The following is a 2,546-nucleotide window of genomic DNA, read 5'->3' as shown; positions in this document are numbered from 1 at the left end:
GGCCTGGGCCGCCCGGGCCCAGCAGCTGGGCTCGGTCACGGAACGGAACCGGATCGCGCGCGAAATGCACGACGTCGTGGCGCACTCGCTGACGGTCATGATCAGCCTGTCGGACGGCGCCGCCGTCGTGGTCAAGAAGGATCCGGAGCGCGCCGCCGGCGTCCTGGCCGAACTCTCCCGGACCGGGCGCACCGCGCTGGCCGACATGCGGCGCGTCCTTGGCGTGCTGCGCGAGGACGCCCCCACCGGACATGCCCCGCGCGAGCCGCTGGTGGCCGGGGGCAGCCTGGCCAAACTGCTCGAGGGCTTCCGCACCGCGGGACTGCCCCTGCACTACACGCACACCGGCCCGTCCCTGCCCGACGATGCGGCGTTCCAGCTGACCGTCTACAGAATTGTGCAGGAGTCGCTGACCAACGTGCTGCGTTACGGCCGCGCCCTCAGCCGGGTGGAGGTCAGCATTGTCCGGAACGGCTCCCGCGTCACCATTGAAGTGCTCGACGACGGCAGGGGCACCGTTGACCCGGGCGCTCCCGGGACCGGCGCGCAGGCGAAGCCTGACGCACTGGACTCCTTCGGCACCGGGCATGGAATCGCCGGGATGCGGGAGCGGGCCAGGATCTACGCTGGCACCGTGTACGCCGGGCGCGCCGGTGACCGCGGCTGGCGCGTGCACGCGGAACTGAACTGCAACGGCGAGAATGCCACGGAATCAAGGGGAAACAATGTCCGACAACACGCCGGTACGCGTCCTGCTGGTGGATGACCAGCCGCTGCTTAGGATGGGCTTCCGCCTCATCCTGGAGGGTGAAGACGATTTGCGCATCGTGGGCGAGGCATCCAACGGCGCCGAAGCGGTCCGCCACGTCCGGGAGCTCGCGCCCGACGTCGTCCTGATGGATGTACGGATGCCGGTGCTGGACGGGATCGAGGCCACCCGGGCGATCGCCGCCTCGGGCTCCGACGCCAAAATCATCATCCTGACCACCTTTGACCTCGATGAATACGCCTTTGCAGCACTGCGGGCAGGGGCCTCTGCGTTCCTGCTCAAGGACGTGGCGCCGGCAGAACTGGTCAGCGCGGTCCGGGTGGTGGCCAGTGGCGACGCCGTGGTGGCACCCCGTGTTACGCAGCGGCTGTTGGAGACCTATGTCCGCGGTGCAGGCGGCCCGGATCCTGCAGGGACAGGCGGCGCCGGCGGCCAGCACGCCGGGGCGGACGAGGGCGGCCAGCAGGCCGGCAGCCCCGCACGCCCGGCGCGGGACCCGTTGCTGGAGGACCTGACACCCCGCGAAAACGAGATGCTCGGGGCGATGGCGGAGGGACTCTCCAACGCCGAAATCGCGCACCGGTACTTCCTGTCCGAGGCCACCGTCAAGACGCATGTGCGCCGGATCCTGACCAAGCTCCACCTCCGCGACCGCGTCCAGGCCGTGGTGTACGCATATGAGACCGGCCTCGTGGTGCCCAGCATCGCGGACTACTGACGGCCGCCGCCCTGCCGCCGCAAGGCAGGTTACCGGCAGGTAGTACCTGAAGCAGTGGTTTCAGGCACATTGCCGAATTGCCCGTGAGGCAACTTTGGTTGACCCTATGGCCCTCGCGTTGGGTGATGGCCCGGTCTGACCGGCCGTCATTTGTGGGACTGCACAAGACGGACGGTCCGCCGCGCGGTCTAGTGTGAAACGACATTGTGGTCCGCCGCACAGCATGGATTCGATTCCGTGCCGGCATCGAGCGGGCCTGAACCCCCCACGAAGGACGGCGCTTCCATGCCCGCTGACCAGCAGCTTTCAAAATCCCTGAAACCCAGGCATCTGTCCATGATTGCCATCGCCGGCGTGATCGGCGCCGGACTGTTTGTCGGTTCGGGTGCGGCGATCCAGCAGGCCGGCCCCGGCATCCTGGTTGCGTACGCCGCGGCGGGACTCGTGGTCATCCTCGTCATGCGGATGCTGGGCGAGATGGCCGCGGCCAACCCGGAAACCGGCTCATTTTCCACCTACGCGGACAAGGCCCTGGGCCGCTGGGCCGGGTTCAGCATCGGCTGGCTCTACGCATGGTTCTGGATCATTGTCCTCGGCATCGAGGCAACGGCTGGGGCAGCGATCATGCACCGCTGGGTCCCCGGCATTGACCAGTGGGTGTGGGCGCTTGCCCTGATGGTGCTGCTGACGCTGACCAACCTCGGGTCCGTTAAGTCGTTCGGCGAGTTCGAGTTCTGGTTCGCTTCCATCAAGGTCGCGGCAATCGTGCTCTTCCTGCTCTTCGGCGTCGCCGCGATCCTGGGCCTCATCCCCGGCGTTCCGGCGCCCGGCCTGGACAACCTGATCGGCAACGGCGGGTTCATGCCCAACGGCCCCGGCGCCGTCCTGGCCGGCATCCTCGTGGTGGTGTTCTCGTTCTTCGGCGCGGAAATTGCCACCATTGCCGCCGGCGAATCCGAGAACCCGGTCGATGCCGTCAAGAAGGCCGTGAAGTCCACCGTCTGGCGCATCCTCGTGTTCTACATCGGCTCCATCGCCATTGTGGTCACCCTGCTGCCC

3 protein-coding genes are annotated in these 2,546 nt (G+C 67.8%); all 3 read left to right on the top strand.

The annotated features are described in order from the left end of the window. A partial coding sequence (locus LQV45_RS25385; RefSeq protein ID WP_230009396.1) for a sensor histidine kinase occupies positions 1 to 766 on the top strand: 766 nt, incomplete at its 5' end. After that, on the top strand, positions 726 to 1,487 hold the full coding sequence (locus tag LQV45_RS25380) for a response regulator transcription factor (RefSeq protein WP_230009394.1): 762 nt from the start codon (positions 726 to 728) through the stop codon (positions 1,485 to 1,487). The genes LQV45_RS25385 and LQV45_RS25380, both read left to right, overlap by 41 nt. A gap of 285 nt (positions 1,488 to 1,772) precedes the next feature. After that, positions 1,773 to 2,546, top strand: a 774-nt coding sequence (locus LQV45_RS25375; RefSeq protein ID WP_230009392.1) for an amino acid permease, incomplete at its 3' end; no start/stop codon positions are given.

The sequence above is a fragment of the Microbacterium sp. Bi128 genome (genome assembly GCF_918698205.1).
The sequence above is the reverse complement of the archived record's forward strand: the minus strand, read 5'-3'. Positions and strand labels throughout refer to the sequence as shown.

Excerpts from the sequence above, each read along its gene's own strand:
- LQV45_RS25380 (WP_230009394.1), top strand. The coding sequence starts at position 726 with ATGTCCGACAACACGCCGGTACGCGTCCTGCTGGTGGATGACCAGCCG.